13 protein-coding genes and 1 riboswitch are annotated in these 18,274 nt (G+C 37.2%); of the genes, 2 read left to right on the plus strand and 11 right to left on the minus strand.

Annotation, left to right across the window (positions count from 1 at the left end; genetic code table 11):
• Positions 1-1,119: 1,119 nt before the first annotated feature.
• From cysS to folE, 3 genes are all read right to left on the minus strand, one after another.
• Positions 1,120-2,586, minus strand: coding sequence for a cysteine--tRNA ligase (cysS, locus tag ACM6F9_RS11480; RefSeq protein ID WP_414845864.1), 1,467 nt, complete (start codon positions 2,584-2,586; stop codon positions 1,120-1,122).
• Between the two features lie 125 nt (positions 2,587-2,711).
• Complete coding sequence (locus tag ACM6F9_RS11485) at positions 2,712-3,143, minus strand: DinB family protein (RefSeq protein WP_414845865.1); 432 nt, start codon at positions 3,141-3,143, stop codon at positions 2,712-2,714.
• 4 nt (positions 3,144-3,147) lie between these two features.
• Positions 3,148-3,813: a GTP cyclohydrolase I FolE gene (folE, locus tag ACM6F9_RS11490; RefSeq protein WP_034694807.1), complete on the minus strand. Its 666-nt coding sequence runs from the start codon at positions 3,811-3,813 to the stop codon at positions 3,148-3,150.
• 101 nt (positions 3,814-3,914) lie between these two features.
• Here folE and ACM6F9_RS11495 point away from each other — a divergent pair, with 101 nt between their 5' ends.
• The gene (locus ACM6F9_RS11495; RefSeq protein WP_414845866.1) at positions 3,915-5,066 is read left to right on the plus strand and encodes a hypothetical protein; all 1,152 of its coding nucleotides are present in this window, start codon (positions 3,915-3,917) and stop codon (positions 5,064-5,066) included.
• Between the two features lie 232 nt (positions 5,067-5,298).
• Here the strand turns inward: ACM6F9_RS11495 and metF are convergent, their stop codons facing one another.
• From metF to ACM6F9_RS11535, 8 genes are all read right to left on the minus strand, one after another.
• Positions 5,299-6,258, minus strand: a complete 960-nt coding sequence (gene metF / locus ACM6F9_RS11500; RefSeq protein ID WP_414845867.1) for a methylenetetrahydrofolate reductase [NAD(P)H] — start codon at positions 6,256-6,258, stop codon at positions 5,299-5,301.
• A gap of 7 nt (positions 6,259-6,265) precedes the next feature.
• Complete coding sequence (gene metH / locus ACM6F9_RS11505; RefSeq protein WP_414845868.1) at positions 6,266-8,926, minus strand: methionine synthase; 2,661 nt, start codon at positions 8,924-8,926, stop codon at positions 6,266-6,268.
• Position 8,927: 1 nt separating this feature from the next.
• Positions 8,928-10,019 carry a fatty acid desaturase family protein gene (locus tag ACM6F9_RS11510; protein WP_414845869.1) on the minus strand — a complete coding sequence of 364 codons (1,092 nt, stop codon included), beginning with the start codon at positions 10,017-10,019 and terminating at the stop codon, positions 8,928-8,930.
• A gap of 83 nt (positions 10,020-10,102) precedes the next feature.
• Positions 10,103-11,113 carry a homocysteine S-methyltransferase family protein gene (locus tag ACM6F9_RS11515; protein ID WP_414845870.1) on the minus strand — a complete coding sequence of 337 codons (1,011 nt, stop codon included), beginning with the start codon at positions 11,111-11,113 and terminating at the stop codon, positions 10,103-10,105.
• Positions 11,088-11,474, minus strand: a complete 387-nt coding sequence (locus tag ACM6F9_RS11520) for a four helix bundle protein (protein ID WP_414845871.1) — start codon at positions 11,472-11,474, stop codon at positions 11,088-11,090. Before ACM6F9_RS11520 ends, ACM6F9_RS11515 begins: the two co-directional genes overlap by 26 nt.
• A 27-nt stretch (positions 11,475-11,501) precedes the next feature.
• Positions 11,502-12,662, minus strand: coding sequence for an O-succinylhomoserine sulfhydrylase (locus ACM6F9_RS11525; protein WP_414845872.1), 1,161 nt, complete (start codon positions 12,660-12,662; stop codon positions 11,502-11,504).
• Positions 12,663-12,783: 121 nt separating this feature from the next.
• A complete protein-coding gene (locus tag ACM6F9_RS11530; protein WP_414845873.1) occupies positions 12,784-14,322 on the minus strand; it encodes an ACT domain-containing protein in 1,539 nt (512 codons plus the stop codon).
• A gap of 4 nt (positions 14,323-14,326) precedes the next feature.
• Positions 14,327-15,265, minus strand: coding sequence for an alpha/beta fold hydrolase (locus ACM6F9_RS11535; RefSeq protein WP_414845874.1), 939 nt, complete (start codon positions 15,263-15,265; stop codon positions 14,327-14,329).
• A gap of 61 nt (positions 15,266-15,326) precedes the next feature.
• Positions 15,327-15,433, minus strand: a riboswitch (SAM riboswitch).
• Positions 15,434-15,621: 188 nt separating this feature from the next.
• Here ACM6F9_RS11535 and ACM6F9_RS11540 point away from each other — a divergent pair.
• The gene (locus tag ACM6F9_RS11540) at positions 15,622-18,237 is read left to right on the plus strand and encodes an MGH1-like glycoside hydrolase domain-containing protein (RefSeq protein WP_414845875.1); all 2,616 of its coding nucleotides are present in this window, start codon (positions 15,622-15,624) and stop codon (positions 18,235-18,237) included.
• Positions 18,238-18,274 lie beyond the last annotated feature (37 nt).

Consider the following 18,274-nt stretch of genomic DNA (forward strand, 5'->3'; position numbering starts at 1 on the left):
TCGTCCGTCTCTTTTTGAAGTAGCTAATGTTTTTGCCTATCTAAAGGCTCTTCTGCGCTACTGAATGTCTTTCGTTTTTCAGTGGGGCAAAGGTAGAAACTTAACTCAATCCACGCAAATTTATTTAACATAAATGTTACATTTTATTCACATTTATCCCTAAGACACTGGAATGCAGAGAGAAAAATTTTAAACATTTGTTTGGGAGGTTCGCGGAGAAGGTTTGAGAGTTGGAGAGTTTGGGTGTGAAAGGGGGTTTCAGGAGTAATGAGTAATGAAAGGTATACCTATATATAATAGTAGATATCTTTCTAGAAATATTCTTTTTCCAGGTTGGGGATAAAGCCCGCTTCTATTGAATAGCCAGATACAATTAACCACAGGTCGCACGGATTTGTACAGAGGATAGTAGATACAGTATATATAAGAGAGGTTATAATAGCAGAAATATTACGCATCGTAAGTAAAATGCTTCGACTCTGCTCAGCATGACACCGCTAATACTTACTCCTAAAAAACCTTAGACATTATACTCTCATTTTACTTCCTTTACAATTCTCATCAATAAGTCTGGATTCCTGCGGAATGACATAATGGGAATAGCAGGATATCTCTACACTGATTATTATATGGAATTATAGATTTAAAAACTTCAACCTGATTACCGAAACCCTACAACCAGGAACCCGCAACTTTATAACACATCATTCATCATTCATAATTCATCATTCATAATTCATCATTCATCATTTATAATTTTCTTCTAGCCCTGATAGAAATGGTTACCCCGCAGCTTACGTTGGTGGGTGGGTTTGGGCGTGGGAGTGCGCTGGCGCGAGGAGTAGGAATGGATAGCAGGATAAAGCTCCTGAGAATGTTGGAGACTGAGAGGGTCTGAGAGTTTGGGTGAGGATGATTGTAAGTAGGTTTGAGAGAGATGGAGAAGTGAGAAGAAGATGGGAAAGTGAAGAGACGAGAGGGTTAAGTGATAGCTTTCTATATGAAGGATCAGAAATGGAAATCTGATATGTTTTCAGGGGAGGGTATAAAAAAAACATTCCGTAAGAATCCTTTATATAAGGGACTCCTACGGAATGGGTATAAAACGAAGTTATATTTTTAGTTCAGGACGTATGATGTTCCGTCTCTTCCGTCTTTCAATTCGATTCCTTCTGCAAGCAGTTTGTCTCTGATTTGGTCTGACAGGTCAAAGTTTTTGGATTTTCTTGCCTGATTTCTCAATTCGATCAAAACTTTTAAGGTCTGATCAAGCTTTTCATTGTTGTTTTCTTCTACGGTCTGCAGTCCTAAAACATCAAAGATAAAGGCATTGAGAGTGGTTTTCAAATCTTCAAGATCTCCTGTTGAGATTGTTTCTTTACCATCATTCAAAGCAAAGATGTATTTCACAGCTTCAAACAGGTGAGCAATCAGAATTGGTGAATTGAAGTCATCTGTTAAAGCTTCATAGGCTTTATCTTTCCATTCTTTCAGACTAAAACCGGATTGTTTTGTATCGTCAGAAGTAATTGCATTCAATACTTTTACTGCTTCCATTAATCTGATGAATCCTTTTTCACTGGCAATCATTGCATCATTTGAAATATCCAGCACACTTCTGTAATGCGCCTGCAGGAAGCAGAAACGTACAATTGAAGGATGGAAAGGTTTTTCAAAGAAGTCATTATCTCCGGTAACCAACTGCATTGGAAGAATGTAATTCCCTGTAGATTTACTCATACGCTGAGAATTCATTGTTAACATATTGGCGTGCATCCAGTAATTCACTGGTGCTGCATCATTGCAAGCTTTCCCTTGTGCAATTTCACATTCGTGGTGTGGGAATTTAAGATCCATTCCTCCTCCATGGATGTCGAATGTTTCACCTAAATACTTAGTACTCATTGCAGTACATTCAAGGTGCCATCCCGGGAAACCTTCTCCCCAAGGGGAATTCCATCTCATGATGTGAGCTGGGGATGCTTTTTTCCACAATGCAAAATCCTGTGGGTTTTTCTTTTCTCCCTGTCCGTCAAGGTCTCTGGTATTGGCGAAAAGTTCTTCTATATTACGTTTTGAAAGTTCGCCATAATTCAATCCTCTTCTGTTGTATTCCAATACATCGAAGTACACGGAACCGTTGCTTTCGTAAGCAAAACCTCTTTCAATAAGTTTTTGAGTCAATTCGATCTGCTCTACAATATGTCCTGTAGCGGTAGGTTCGATGTTTGGAGGAAGCAGATTGAACATATCCAATACTTTGTGGAAATCTACGGTGTACTTCTGTACAATTTCCATAGGTTCCAGCTTTTCAAGTCTGGTTTGTTTTACGAATCTGTCGTTATCTACATTTCCATCATCGGTAAGGTGGCCTGCATCGGTAATATTTCTTACGTATCTTACTTTATACCCTAAATGCACGAGGGTACGGTAAATAAAATCGAAGGAAAGGAAAGTTCTTACATTCCCTAAATGCACATTGCTGTACACGGTAGGTCCGCAGACATACATTCCGACATTTCCTTCTAAAATAGGTTTGAATATTTCTTTTTCTGCAGTAAGCGAATTATATATTTTTAATTGCATTTATTTTTAAGTTAAAAGATTTAATGATTTTAAAGATTCAAAATTGAGTTAAAAAATTACTCTGTCACAACAAATAATTGTTGTGATAAAAATCTTATGTGAAACTTTTTTAAATTTTATCATAATTAAATCGCTTTTAAATGATGCTGTAAGTGATCTACATAATCATCAATAATAAACTTCAGTGTATAAATCCGAGGTTCTGTTTTGGTGGTATCGCAAGTTTTTTGCAATGCTTCATCGGGGATATTTTCCACGATGTGAACAATCTGATAGTTCAAAGACTTCCACAGGTCAATAAGATCTGAAGTAGGAACATTCTGATAGTTCTGAGCTTTTACCCAGAAATTCTGGTCATATACAATATTTTCGTTCTCTTTGTATTGTGTCACTACAAATCTACGGATATTTGTAAAAGCGCTGTCACAAAGATGGCCAATAATTTCTTTTTTAGACCATTTTTCTGAAGAACTTCTATATGACCATTCTTCTTCCGAGATGTTTTGAAATCTCTGAAGCTCAGCATCAATAATATTTCTAAGAATTTGGTAGTCCATTGTATTAATCCAGTTTTGCGTGGCTTCCTACGTAATGTAAGAATTCCTGTCTTGTAATAGGGTTTGTTCTGAAGATACCGCTCAATTCTGCCGTAATGGTAGAACTTGCCGTATCTTTTATTCCTCTGCAGTTAACGCAAAGGTGTTTTGCATCAATGATACATGCTACATCCTTAGTACCCAAAGCTTCTTTCAAAGCATCTACAATCTGCATGGTAAGTCTTTCCTGAACCTGTGGTCTTTTCGCATAATAATCCACAATTCTGTTAATTTTTGAAAGACCAATTACTTCTCCATTGGAAATATAAGCAACATGGGCTCTTCCTATGATAGGTAAAAAGTGGTGTTCGCAGAAAGAATATACGGTAATATCCTTTTCTACCAACATCTGGCGGTATTTGTATTTGTTGGAGAAAGTGGAGATTCCTGGTTTGTTTTCAGGAAGAAGTCCTCCGAAAATCTCATTGACGTACATTTTGGCAACACGTCTTGGAGAGTCTTTGAGAGAATCATCTGTCATGTCCATTCCTAATGTTTCCATAATCTCGCCAAAAAGCTCAGTAATTTTTTCAATTTTTTCCTGTGGCGATTTATCAAAAGCATCTTCCCTTATAGGCGTATGTTCTTTTCCAGTGAAAATATCATCGTCGTTATCAGTAAAATCAACCATTTTTATTTAATTTGCAGCAAAAATACGGATAATATCTATTTCTCTATTTCAAATAGGATGAAAAACATTATCTTTTATAGCATACTCTGATTAAAAAGCCTATGATTATTGTCGAAGAAGTACAAAACAAACTCCATAAGAGGGAATTTCTGGAATTCCCGGCCCGCCTTTATCAATCCGACAAAAATTATATCCGGCCTTTAGATAAACATATTGAGGAGATTTTTGATCCTGAAAAAAACAAGTTCTTTAAAAACGGTGAATGTAAAAGGTTTTTGTTTAAAAAGGATGGCAACACTGTTGGTAAAGTAGCCGTTTTTATAAATGGTTGTTATGAGCAAAAGCAGCCTACAGGAGGATTTGGTTTTTTCGACTGCATTGATGATCAGGAAACGGCCAATTTTATTTTTGACCATTGTAAAAACTGGCTTCAGGAAAAAGGAATGGAAGCTATGGACGGTCCTATCAATTTTGGGGAACGGGATAAATTCTGGGGACTTTTAATTGAGGGCTTTATTGAGCCTTTGTTTGGAATGAATTACAATCTTCCCTATTACAAAGAACTTTTTGAAAATTATGGTTTTCAGGTTTATTTTGAACAGCTTTGTTTTACCAGACCTGTTTTTGCGGAAGTTTCAAGGATTTTCACCATTGCTCATGAAAGAAACAGAAGAAATCCGGCAATTTCGGCGCAGCCTATGAAAAAGAATAACCTGGCCAAGTTCGCAAAAGACTTTACAGAGGTTTATAATAAAGCATGGGCTTCTCATGGGGAAGGAAAGTATCTGGAAGAAACCAAAGTTTTGAAAATGTTCAACACGATGAAACCTATCATCAATGAGCATATCTCCTGGTTTGTTTATGAAAATGAGAAACCGATTGCCATGTGGATCAATATTCCGGATCTCAACCAGTGGTGTAAATATTTGAATGGAAAGTTCGGCATTTTTGAAAAGCTCAAATTTTTGTTTTTAAAACGTTTTAAAAAGAATGAGAAAATGGTGGGGCTTGTTTTCGGTGTTGTTCCTGAGTGGCAGAAGAAAGGTATTGACGGATATATGATCTGGGAAGGAACCCAACATTTGAGAAAACACACAGATTTTACCATTACGGAACTACAGTGGATTGGTGATTTTAATCCTAAAATGATTAAGATTGCAGAAGCTCTTGAAACTACGGTTACCCGAAAGTTGGCTACTTATAGATATTTATTTGACGGGAATAAGGAGTTTGAAAGACATACTGGCCTTTAATGGAAATTTAATTTTTCTTGGATGCTTGAGGGTATTTGACGCAAAGCTTTTATTTACTGTCGTTATATTTGTTAGGAAGCAAAGATGGAATCAACAAAGTTGATTTTTTCTTAGCGGGTGTATAGCCTACGGTTTTCTTCATCTCTTCTATCTTTAAAATTAATTCGGTATCAGATTAAAAAAATAAAAACCCTGCTTTTTACGGCAGGGTTCCTTCATTTTGGTACTTTTATTAGAATAGCTCACCGGCTACTTTTTTTATGTTGTCACTCTTCCCCATTGAGTAGAAGTGCAGAACAGGAACTCCGAAATCCAGCAATTCTTTACATTGAGCAATAGCCCATTCTACCCCGATCTGCTTCACCGCTTCATTATTCTTAGCATTTTCTACTTCATTGATCAGTTCTTCGGGAAGATCTATTTTGAATACCTGTGGTAGGATTTTCAAATGTTTCTTTGTCGCAATAGGTTTGATTCCAGGGATAATCGGAACCGTGATTCCTATTTCTCTTGCTTTCTGAACGAATTCTATATACTTTTTATTGTCAAAAAACATTTGGGTAACGATATAATCTGCTCCGGCATCTACTTTTTGTTTCAGCCATTTCAGATCATAATTCATAGAAGGGGCTTCCATATGTTTTTCAGGATATCCGGCTACTCCGATGCAGAATTTGTTCAATTCATCACATGCCTCTTCCTCATTGTGAAGGTATTTTCCTCTTCCCAGGTTATTAATTTGTCCCACAAGATCCATAGCACTTGCATGCCCTCCCTGAGTGGGTTCGAAATACTGATGTCCTTTCATGGCATCTCCTCTTAAGGCCATTACATTATCAATTCCAAGGTACAAACAGTCTACCAGCAGATATTCTGTTTCTTCTTTCGTGAATCCTCCACAAAGAAGGTGTGGTACTGTATCTACATTATATTTATGCTGAATGGCGGCACAGATTCCCAATGTTCCCGGGCGCATTCTCGTAATACGGCGTTCCATTAACCCATTTCCTTTGTCCAAATAAATATATTCTTCTCTGGATGTGGTAACATCAATGAAAGGCGGTTTGAATTCCATTAACGGATCTATATTGGTATACAGGTCTTCAATCCCGATTCCTTTCTGTGGTGGAACAACTTCTAAGGAGAATAAAGTTTTTCCATTGGCATTTTTAATGTGTTCTGTTATCTTCATGTTAATTTTAATCTGCTAAATTTGGCGACAACCATTTTCTCGCTTCCTGGATGCTACAACTTCTTCTTGCTGCATAATCTTTAAGCTGGTCTTCTGTAATTTTTCCTAATCCGAAATATTTGGCATGCGGGCTTCCGAAATAATATCCGGAAACAGATGCCGTTGGAAACATGGCAAGGCTTTCTGTAAGGAAAACACCTGTATTTTCTTCTACTTTTAAAAGATCCCAGATGGTTTTCTTTTCCAAATGATCAGGGCAAGCCGGATATCCCGGAGCCGGACGGATTCCTTTGTATTTTTCGGCAATCAATTCTTCATTGCTTAAAGTTTCCTGATTGGCATATCCCCAGTATTCTGTTCTGACTTTTTTATGTAAAAATTCGGCGTAGGCTTCTGCAAAACGGTCTGCCAGAGCTTTTACCATGATGGAATTGTAATCATCATTGGCTTTTTCATATTCGTTGGATAGTTCATCGGTTCCAAATCCTGTTGTTACACAGAACGCTCCCATATAATCGGTTTTTCCGGAACTTTGAGGGGCGATGAAATCACTTAGAGCTAAATAGTCTTTTCCTTTTGATCTCTGAGCCTGCTGTCTTAAGGTTAAAAACTTCGCCTGCTCATTATTATCTTCATCAAAGATTAAAATGTCATCAGAGTCATTGGAATTGGCTTTAAAGATTCCAAAAATGGCTTTTGCGGTCAACAATTTCTCATCCAGAATTCTTTTCAGAATTACCTGAGCGTCTTTAAATAGTTCTTTCGCCTGTGCGCCCACGACCTCATCTTCTAAGATATTCGGGTATTTCCCGTGAAGATCCCAGCTTCTGAAAAACGGAGACCAGTCGATGAAAGGAAGAAGTTCTCTCAGATCCTGATTTTCGATGACTTTTATTCCTACCGTATTCGGAGTGAAGATCTCTTCGTTTTTCCAATCTATTTTAAAATTGTTTTCTCTTGCTTCTTCAATGGAAACATAATCTTTATCTACCTGTCTGTTCAGGAACTTTTCTCTGAAATCGGAATAGTCATTCTTTAAATCTGAAACATATTCTTTATTTCTGTCGCCCAGCAGTGAGCTTACTACGTTTACGGCTCTTGAGGCATCATTCACGTGAACGACAGCATTTTTATATTTTAAATCGATTTTCACCGCGGTATGTGCTTTTGAAGTTGTAGCACCACCGATTAATAAAGGAAAATCTAAATTTTGTCTTTCTAATTCTGAAGCGATATACACCATTTCATCCAAACTTGGGGTAATCAGTCCGCTTAATCCTATAACGTCTACTTTTTCTTCAATGGCGGTCTGGATAATCTTTTCAGCAGGAACCATTACTCCAAGGTCGACAATTTCGTAGTTGTTACAACCCAAAACAACGCTCACGATATTTTTACCAATATCATGAACATCACCTTTTACCGTTGCCATTAAGATTTTTCCGTTCGCTGGTCTTGATCCGTCTTTTTCAGCTTCAATATAAGGTTGAAGATAAGCGACTGCTTTTTTCATTACCCTTGCCGACTTCACTACCTGCGGAAGGAACATTTTTCCGCTTCCGAACAGATCTCCTACCACTCCCATTCCGGTCATCAAATTAATTTCGATCACATGAAGCGGTCTTTCAGCCAATTGTCTTGCTTCTTCTACGTCTTCTTCGATAAAACGGTCAATTCCTTTTACCAGCGCATAGGTAATTCTTTCCTGCAAAGGATTGTTTCTCCATTCTAAGTCTTCAGTTTTTTCTTTTTTTACTGATTTATGCTTTTCGGAATAATCAAGAAGTCTTTCTGTTGCATCTTCTCTTTTATCCAGAATTACATCTTCTACAAGTTCCAGCAGTTCTTTATTAATTTCGTCATAAACTTCAAGCATTGCCGGATTTACAATACCAATGTTCATTCCTGCCTGGATTGCGTGGTAAAGAAATACGGAGTGCATGGCTTCTCTTACAGTATCATTTCCACGGAAAGAGAATGAAACATTGCTCACTCCCCCACTTACAGAGGCATAAGGAAGATTCTGTCTTACCCAGCGTGTAGCTTCAATAAAATCGATGGCATTTCTTCTGTGCTCATCCATTCCTGTTGCTACCGGAAATATATTTAAGTCGAAAATAATATCTTCAGCAGGGAAGCCAAGCTGGTTTACCAAGATATCATAGGAACGTTTTGAGATTTCAATTCTTCGTTCAAAACTGTCAGCCTGCCCTACCTCATCAAATGCCATGACAATGACTGCTGCACCATATCTTTTGATGGCTTTGGCATGTTTGATAAATTCTTTCTCGCCTTCTTTTAAGCTGATAGAATTCACTACACATTTTCCCTGAGCTACCTGAAGACCTGCTTCCAGGATTTCCCATTTGGAAGAGTCTACCATGATTGGAATTCTTGCGATATCCGGTTCAGAGGCAATTAAGTTCAGGAATTTGATCATGGAGGCTTTTCCATCAATCAAACCATCATCAAAGTTGACATCCAGAATCTGGGCACCTCCTTCTACCTGATGGCGGGCAATATCTAATGCTTCAGAGAATTTCTCCTCTTTAATCAGTCTTAAAAACTTTTTGGAACCGGCAACATTAGTCCTTTCACCAACATTGATGAAATTACTTTCCGGCGTTATGATAAGAGGCTCGAGGCCTGATAATCTTAAATACTTCATTTTATTCTTCTAAAATATAGTAGGCATTATTGGCATTCTGTTTCAATAAATCCCTGTGCTTACCTAAAGCTGTAATCAGTGGAAATCTTTTGTACGCTAAATCATGTTCTTTAGCAAATTCTTCAATTTCCTCCGTGATTTCATTGTAATACATATAACTGTAGTTTGGAAACAGGTGATGGGCAACATGAAAATTGAAGTTTCCCAACATATTTCTTACCAGCCAATTATTTTCTTTTAAATCATTGGTCACTTCAAACTGATGCCGAAGCCAGCTGAATGGAAGACCTTTTTCTTTATTTAATTTTGGAAAGGCATTATCAGGAAGCGGATGCAAAGGCAGCAAAACAAACAATGCAAAAATACTTGCTGATATCACCTGTAAAAACCACGCCCCTAAAGCCAATCCTATTGATACTTTAAAGAACATTACAGGAACCACAATCTGATAAAAGAAATAGAACAGCTTATAGCTTATCATTTTTACTTTTTCAATAATGGGTATCTTTCCCTGGGTTTTTAAAATCACTCTTTCCTTATCAAAGAAGTCTCTAAAGTCTCTTATAAACATCCAGTTGAACAAATACAACGGATATACTAAAAAGAAAAACTTATCCTGATACTTCTGTACCCCTTTCGCTTTGATCCACGGCACGATTAAAAGCAGTCCGCTCTGTTCGATATCTGTGTCCCATCCATCTACATTGGGGTATGCATGATGGCTTGCGATATGTCTTTTTTTCCAGATATAGGAATTGGCTCCTATAAAATCAAAAATATGAAGAACCAGCCCGTTCATTCTTTTACTTTTAAAGATGTTGTTATGGGCAGCTTCGTGGATTAAGTTTAAATAAATCAACACCAGAGAAATTCCCATTAAAACAAAACTCAGAATATAGATCCAATGCTTTTCGGCATTCAAAATTGCTAGAAAATATAATCCGATATAGACCAGTGGCAGAATAACCGCTTTGATCTGAATGTAGATATCTCTGTTCTTAGAAATTGTTTCCAGCCTTTGGTTCACTTTCTTTCGCAGCTCATTAAATAATCTGGCATCCTCTGAATTTTTTAAGTAAATTGGCTTTTCCATTATATTTAACTTTGTGGTTTACTTAAAGTTAACACTTATAATTCAGCCTTCATTATTGATTTTAATTAAAAAAATCTATCAAATCACACAAATTTCTTCAATTTCCTTGGGTCATATTTCTCTACAAGGTCTGCAATCGCTTTAATATGCTCAGGAGTTGTTCCGCAGCATCCTCCGATAATATTAATTAATCCCTTTTCCACATATTCTTTAATCTGTCTCGCCATATCTTCAGGGGTTTCGTCATATTTCCCGAAAGCATTTGGTAAACCGGCATTCGGATATGCTGAAACATAGAATTCTGAATTATGAGCCAGTGTTTCAAGGTAAGGAGTCAGCTGATCTGCTCCCAATGCACAGTTGAATCCTACGCTTAATAAATTCAGGTGGGAAACGGAGATCAGAAAAGCTTCTGCCGTTTGCCCGCTTAACGTTCTTCCTGAAGCATCGGTGATGGTTCCGGAAACCATGATTGGAATTTGTATTCCTCTTTCATCCTGCAGCTCATCAATGGCAAATAAAGCAGCTTTTGCATTCAGTGTATCGAAGATAGTTTCTACCAAAAGGATATCTGAACCTCCATCCAACAAGGCTTCGCACTGCTGTTTGTAAGCCACTCTCAATTCTTCAAAAGTAATAGCTCTGTATCCTGGGTCATTCACATCCGGGCTTAAACTAGCCGTTCTATTCGTTGGTCCAATAGATCCTGCTACAAATCTCGGTTTGTCCGGATTTTTTGCGGTGTATTCGTCACAGGCTTTTCTTGCAATTTTTGCAGACTCAAAGTTCAGGTCGTATACCAGATCTTCCATATGATAATCTGCCATCGCAATAGTAGTTCCTGAAAACGTATTGGTTTCTATGATATCAGCTCCCGCTTCAAGGTATTTCTTGTGAACTTCTTCAATCGCCTGAGGCTGCGTCAGGGAAAGCAGGTCATTATTTCCTTTTACAGGATGTTCCCAGTCTTTGAAACGTTCTCCACGATAATCTTCTTCTTCGAATTTGTATCGCTGAAGCATAGTTCCCATTGCACCGTCAAGAATTAAAATTCTTTCGGATAGTGCTTTATATAATTGTTCTGAATTCTTCATTTCCTATCAATTTGTAACAGTTTATAAATCCGCTAACCAATTTTTTACATAAGAGGATTTTTTTATTGATGATTTCAAAATCTTCTTTAGAAATATAGTGTTGGTCTAGAGCCAAATGGAAATGAGCCTCTAGCTTATAAAGTGATTCCCCGGCAATGTGTAGAAACGGTAAAGTATCTTCAGGAGTCTCTCTTTTACTTCTTTCCGTAATATTGAACGAAACTGAAGTTGCCATTCTTCTTATTTGACTTGTTAAAGCCAATAATTCTTCTCCAGGAAAGTTTGTGGTCAAAATATAAGTCAGAGTAACCAACTTTCGTACTTCCCTATAAATTGCTAATTCTGTGTAATCTCTATCCATTTGGCTCTATAAACTGTAAACGATTAACTAATCTAAAGCCTGTTTCAGGTCCGCAATGACATCTTCTACATTTTCCAGTCCTACTGAACAACGAACCAATCCTGCAGTAATCCCTACTTCATTTCTTTCTTCGTCTGACAGTTTGGAGTGTGTAGTGGATGCCGGGTGAGTAACGATCGTTCTTGTATCACCTAAGTTGGCAGACAATGAACACATTTGTATCTTGTCTAAAAAGGCTCTTCCCCCTTCTATCCCGCCTTTTATTTCAAATGCTACGATATTTCCTCCCAGCTTCATCTGCTTTTTCGCTACTTCATAGCTTGGATGAGATTTAAGGAAAGGATATTTTACCAATTCCACATTGGGATGGTTTTCTAAAAACTCAGCTACCTTCAATGCATTCTCACAGTGTTTTTCTACTCGGATCGCTAATGTTTCCAAACTTTTTGATAAAACCCATGCATTAAAAGGAGATAATGCAGGTCCTGTATTTCTTGCGAAAAGATAAATTTCTCTGATCAGTTCTTCTTTTCCTACTGCTATTCCTCCTAAAACTCTTCCCTGTCCGTCAATCAGTTTCGTAGCTGAATGTACAACAATATCTGCACCGTATTTGATGGGCTGCTGAAGATAAGGTGTTGCAAAACAGTTGTCTACAATGAAAATAAGGTTATGTTTTTTAGCGATCTGCCCGAAAAACTCAAGATCCAGAATTTCAATAGCCGGGTTGGTAGGTGTTTCAAGATATAAGATCTTGGTATTAGGTTTAATGTATTGTTCAACATTCTCTGCATCTCCTGCTTTGAAGTAAGAGGTTTCAATGTTCCATTTCGGGAAATATTTGGTAAACAACGTGTGTGTAGACCCGAATACTGACTGGCAGCTTACAATATGATCTCCGGCATTTAACAAAGCTGCAAATGTAGAATAGATGGCCGCCATTCCTGTTGCAAAAGCATATCCAGCTTCTGCGCCTTCCATTTTAGCGATCTTATCTGTAAACTCTGTTACGTTTGGATTAGAAAAGCGGCTGTATAGATTTTTAGGTTTTTCTTCTGCAAAGCTTGCTCTCATATCTTCTGCATCCTGAAATATAAAACTTGAGGTAAGATATAATGGCGTAGAATGCTCATCAAACTGAGATCTTTCTGTTTGGGTTCTTATTGCTGATGTTTCAAAATTTTCCATATAGTTTTAATTTTAATAATGTACAATGTATTTTCAGGCTGCTATTCTATACTTCATTAAACAAATCCTTCGGCATTGCTCTCTTCTTCATGAATACATTGTACATTTTATTTTGTACAAATTATTTTGTTTCACTTACTCTTAAAATATCTCCGAATACTCCTCTTGCAGTTACTTGTGCTCCTGCTCCTGCTCCCATAATGACAATTGGATTTTCACCATAGCTTTCTGTATAAATTTCAAAGATGGAATCTGAACCTTTCAGCTGTCCTAATGCTGAAGTGGCAGGAACAGAAATCAGTTTTACATCCAGTTCACCTTTATCTTTCTGAAGATCGCCGTGTAAATCTCCTACATATCTCAATACATGTCCCGGTTCCTGATTTTCTTTTATTTTCTGGTATTCTTCGTCAAGCTCCTCAAGTCTTGAAAGGAATTCTGATTTTGAAACTTCAAGTAAGCTTTCCGGAACCAGATTTTGAATATTGATATCTCCGAATTCGTTGATTAAATCTAATTCTCTCGCCAGGATCAATAATTTTCTTGCCACATCGTTTCCTGATAGGTCTTCTCTTGGATCCGGTTCTGTATATCCTTTTTCCAAAGCTTCATTGATGATGGTTGAGAATTTATCATTTCTCAAAGAAAAATTGTTGAAAACATAACTCAATGTTCCGGAGAATACTCCTTTGATTCTTGTGATATTTTCTCCTGAAAGGTGTAATAATTTGATGGTGTCAATTAACGGTAAACCTGCACCAACATTGGTTTCATACAAATAACGTCTGTTATTTTTACTCAACGTATATCTTAGTTTTCTGTACTCTTCTATCGGAAGGGTATTGAAAATTTTGTTGGAAGAAACCAGATCAAATCCGTTTTCTGCCAAAGCGTGATAGTTCTTTACAAAATCTTTGCTGGCTGTGTTATCAACAACGATTAAATTTTCAAGTTGATTTTCATTAGAGAAATTAATCAGTTCTTCAACATTCGATGGATGTTCTGCCGTCAAAACCTCATCACTCCAATTGGCATCAAATCCTTTTTTGTTGAAGGCAATTTTCTTTGAGTTGGCTACCGCCACTACTTTCAGGTCTATTTTTTTACGCTTTTTAATTTCTTCTGCAGATTCCAAAACCTGTTGTATCAATGTTTTTCCTACGTTTCCGTGGCCAATGATTGCCAGATGAACCGTCTTTGGTTTTTTGAAAATTTCAGATTCTATGATGTTTCTTGTTTTTTCATCCTGTGAGGAAGTCACTACGATATTTACTCTGTTTTCTCCTGCTACCTGATTCAAAAGCAATGGGAAAACATTGTTTCTTGCCAGTTCGGCAAAGACTTTATTGAAATCTTCTGCTACAAAACCAATCACAGAAACATTATTGATACTATAGATCTGAGAAACTTTTCCAGATTTTCTTTCTTCTTCAAATTCATCAATAAGACAAGCTACTGCTTTTTCTGCATCAATTTCCTGAACCAAAATAGAAATTCCGTTTTCTATGGCTTGTTGTGAAATTACTCCTACACTGATACGCGCTAAGGTAAGCGCTTTAAAAATTCGTCCGTCAATCCCAATTTCTCCCAGAAAATCTTCTCCTTCAAATTTGACAATTGATCTATTTTTTAAGAATTTTATTTCGTTAACCTTTTTCATTACTTTATAAAATATTTTTTATGATATTATTTAATTGTTGATATTCCATTAGGAAGGCATCATGCCCGTGTATAGATTGGATCTCGTGATAAGAAACATCCTTATTTTTCTCTTGTAAGTTTTCAAAACACATTCGGATTTCAGAAGCCGGGAAGAATAAGTCTGTATCTACGGAGATCATGTGCATTCGTGTCTGTATGTTCTCCAGTGCTTCTTCAGCAACGTTTATATTCATCAAGAGATGATTCATCAGTTTGTAACTTTTCAAACTAAATCTTTCGTTTAGTGCATTACCATGATAAACCAGCCAGTCTTCTGATTCCAGGGATTTTTTTTCCTGGTTATATTGGTTTTGAAATCTGTCGTTGAGCGACTGTGGAGTTCTATAACACAACATGGCATGAATTCTTGCTTTCTGTAATGGTTCTTCTTTATCATTCAATAAAAATTTCTGAACCAGACACTGTGCATGAAGCCAGTCGTGTGTTCTGTAATCACAGGCTATAGGAATAAATATTTCTGCAAGATCCGACTGCTTGGCAAGCATTTCCCAGGCAATCCCTCCTCCCAGAGAGCCTCCAATAATGGCATATAAATTTTTGATATGTAAAGCTTCAAGCCCTTTCAGAAATATCGCTGCGATATCTGAAGGAGTGAAGTCTTCATAGTCTTCAATTAAAAAATCGTCATATCCGTTTCCGGGTATATTAAAGCACAGAACGGTATATTTATCGGTATCTACAATCTGATTTTCTCCTACCAACTGTTTCCACCAGCCTTTTTCTCCGGATACATTGGAATTTCCGGTAAGAGCATGGTTGATTAAAATGATAGGGGCTGTAAACAGATCTTTCCCAAAAAGCTGATAGCTTAATGAGATATGGTATTCCTTTTGAGAATAAGTTTGATACGAAAGATTAATATAGTTTAATTCTGTTTTCAATTCTATTAAATTTTAATACAATTGAAAATGCCACAGGAAATGGCTGAAAAAGAACTTCAGTGAGTTATCTGTCCAAAATACTTTGGTAGAACGTAGCACCTTCTTTGCTTGCGCAAAGGGTTGCTAAGGTTTCATAGGGTCTAATCCCTCAACCTTTCTTGATAACATTTTCAATATTTGAATGAACGAATGATGCAAAGGTAGTTCTTTTCTTTTAATTTCAAAAAAAAAATATTTTAATATTCAAAAAAGCCCTTAAACACAAGTGTTTCAAGACTATATTAATAATTATTCAGATGAAAAAAATTGGAATTACTTCTCAAAAAAACTAACTTCGTGGGGAAAAATGATGAGATATGACCGCTGAAAAAGAAAGATTACAAGATACCAAATGGAAAAACTGGGGACCTTATGTAAGCAACCGGCAGTGGGGAAATGTACGCGAAGATTATAGCCCGAACGGGAATGCCTGGAATTTTACCAATCATAATAATGCCGAAAGCTACGCCTACCGCTGGGGTGAAGAAGGCATTGCCGGAATTTCTGATGTAAAGCAGCTTTTATGTTTTGCTTTTTCATTTTGGAACAAGAAAGACAAAATGGTAAAAGAAAGGTTCTTCGGATTGAGTAACCCTCAGGGAAATCATGGGGAAGACATCAAAGAAATTTTTTATTATCTGGATAATACGCCTACTCATAGCTATATGAAAATGGTGTATAAATATCCGATCAATGAATTTCCTTATGATGACCTTGTTGCCGAAAATGGAAAACGCAGTAAAAAGGAACCGGAATATGAAATTTTCGATACCGGAATTTTTGATAATGATGAATATTTTGATATTTTCATAGAGTACTGTAAAGCCGACCACAATGATATTCTGGCCAGAGTAACCATCTGCAACCGAAGTCAGCATGAAGCACCTATTCTGGTAGCGCCTACTGTATGGTTCAGAAACAACTGGAAATGGGGATATAATACCTATAAAGGAGAAATCAATGCTTCTGAGAACGGAAGTATCAATATTGGCCATGATAGTATTTCGATCAAAAAGTTCTATTCCCGAAATACCAATGCACAAAGCGTATTTTGTGATAATGAAACCAATAACGCTAAACTTCATGGAACACCTGCTGCCGAAAACAGCTATTTCAAAGATGGGATCAATCATTTTATTACCCATCAGGCAAATACGATAAATCCCGAAAAGAAAGGGACAAAAGCTTCTTTTCTGATTGACGAAGTTATTGGCGCCGGAGAATCAAAAGTTTTTGAATTCAGACTATGTCCTGATGAGGCGGATGAACCTTTTGAAAAGTTTGATGAAATTTTCAATACCCGACAGGCTGAAGCTGAAGAGTTTTATAAAGACGTTCAGAATGACACTGTCAACGAGGACGAAAGAAATGTTCAGAGACAGGCATTTGCCGGACTTCTCTGGAATAAGCAGTTCTATCACTACAATATTGGAAAATGGCTAAAAGGTGATCCGAACTTTGAAGCCCCGAGAAATTTCAACGAATACGTAAGAAATACAGAATGGAATCATCTCCACAATAAAGATATTATTTCCATGCCTGATAAATGGGAGTATCCATGGTATGCTACGTGGGATCTGGCATTTCACTGTGTTCCTTTTTCTATCATCGATGCAGAATTTGCCAAAGGACAGCTTTTGCTGCTCACGAAAGAATGGTATATGCATCCTAACGGTCAGCTTCCTGCCTATGAATGGAATATGAGTGACGTGAACCCGCCTGTACACGCATGGTCATGCTTCCGTGTTTTTAAAATTGATGAAAAAAATAATGGAAAACCGGATTTATTATTTTTAGAGAAAGTATTCCAGAAGCTGCTTCTTAATTTTACCTGGTGGGTAAACCGAAAAGATAAAAACGGGAAAAATATTTTTGGTGGTGGTTTTCTTGGTCTGGATAATATCGGAGCTTTTGACCGGAATATGGAATTAAAGGATGGTCAACATCTTGAACAGGCAGACGGAACAAGCTGGATGGCGATGTATGCACTGAATATGATGCGCATTGCAATGGAGCTTGCCCAATATTATCAGGTGTATGAGGATATGGCGATCAAATTTTTTGAACATTATCTTTATATTGCCGAAGCTATGGAAAATCTTGGTGAAGGCACAAAAGGTCTCTGGAATGAAGAAGACGGATTTTTCTATGATGTGTTGCAGCTTGGAAACGGAGACAGTGTTTCTTTAAAACTAAGAACTATTGTAGGTTTAATTCCGATGTTTGCCGTTGAGATTGTGGATCATCATTTACTGGAAAAGATGCCGAATTTCAGAAGCAGAATGGAATGGATCTTAAAAAACAAGCCAGAACTCACCAAACTTGTTTCCCATTGGGACGAGGAAGGACAAGGCCGAAAACATCTGATGAGCATCCTGCGTAAAAACAGACTGACAAAGGTTCTGACCAGAATGCTTGATGAAAATGAGTTCCTGAGTTCTTACGGAATCCGTGCCATGTCTAAGGTATATGAGGAAAATCCTTTTGTATTCTCAGTGCACGGAAAAGAAAATATAGTATACTACACACCTGCAGAAAGTGACAGCCGAATGTTCGGAGGAAACAGCAACTGGCGAGGACCTATCTGGTTTCCTATTAACTTCCTGATTGTAGAAAGTCTGCAACGCTTCCATTTTTATTATGGAAATAGTTTAAAAGTAGAATTTCCAACAGGAAGCGGTGATAAAAGAAATCTTGATGAAGTAGCTCAGAATATCAGCAAAAGACTTTGTTCCCTGTTTTTAAAGGATGAACATGGGCAAAGAGCCTTTAATGGTGGTAATCCAAAGTTTAATTATGACGAACATTTCAGGGATTATATTACCTTCTTTGAATATTTTCATGGAGATAACGGCCGAGGTGTAGGTGCATCTCATCAAACAGGGTGGACTGCCACCGTGGCAAAACTGATCAAACCAAGACTTACCTTCTAGATGAGCAATCAGTAATAGGTAATGAGTAATAAAAAAG

The organism is Chryseobacterium sp. IT-36CA2 (assembly GCF_949767875.1).
In the GTDB taxonomy this organism is placed as follows: Bacteria; Bacteroidota; Bacteroidia; order Flavobacteriales; family Weeksellaceae; genus Chryseobacterium.